Annotated in this window: 1 protein-coding gene; it reads right to left on the reverse strand. The window is 39.0% G+C overall.

The features are described 5' to 3' along the window. Positions 1-349, reverse strand: a 349-nt coding sequence (locus BVH04_RS15865) for a transposase (RefSeq protein WP_205635874.1), incomplete at its 3' end; no start/stop codon positions are given. Positions 350-585: the final 236 nt, after the last annotated feature.

Consider the following 585-nt stretch of genomic DNA (forward strand, 5'->3'; position numbering starts at 1 on the left):
TATTGCTTGATTCCAAAGCTGCTTTTTCAAACATTAAAACAAGCCAATCCTTCCTGCTTTCATGCGGATTTTGTTTTACTGCCAATTGAATTCTTTTTGAAGTAAACTCTTTAAACCTTCCCATAATTAATTCAGGTTTGTATCCCTGAACTCTAATCACCAAATGAAGATGGCTAGGCATAAGACACCATGCAAAAATCTCCATTCCTAGTTGCTGCCTGCAATAATCAAGACTTTCAATAATTATCTGAGAATATTCCTCCCTGGTAAAAATATCAATCCAGTTAATAGCTGTACAGGTGACAAAGTAAAGACCTTCCGGGTTCTGAAATTTGTATTTGTGGCTCATCAGAAAAAATTTAAAAAGTGTTATGAATATAATTTAATTGTTGTGTAAATCCTTGTCACGCGCCACAGGCGCGCGCCAGCACATAACGACAGCGCTAGCTGATAGCGGCAAAGTAGCCAGGCTAATTAGTGATGCTTTTTTGAAGAATTGTCTTCGCGTAGTTTTTTGATTCATAGTTTCTATTCAAGTTAGGGCTAGCGCACGCTTCGGCTAGCGCGCGTGTCATCACCAGCTAG

Source organism: Algoriphagus antarcticus (assembly GCF_002150685.1).
Classification (GTDB): domain Bacteria; phylum Bacteroidota; class Bacteroidia; order Cytophagales; family Cyclobacteriaceae; genus Algoriphagus; species Algoriphagus antarcticus.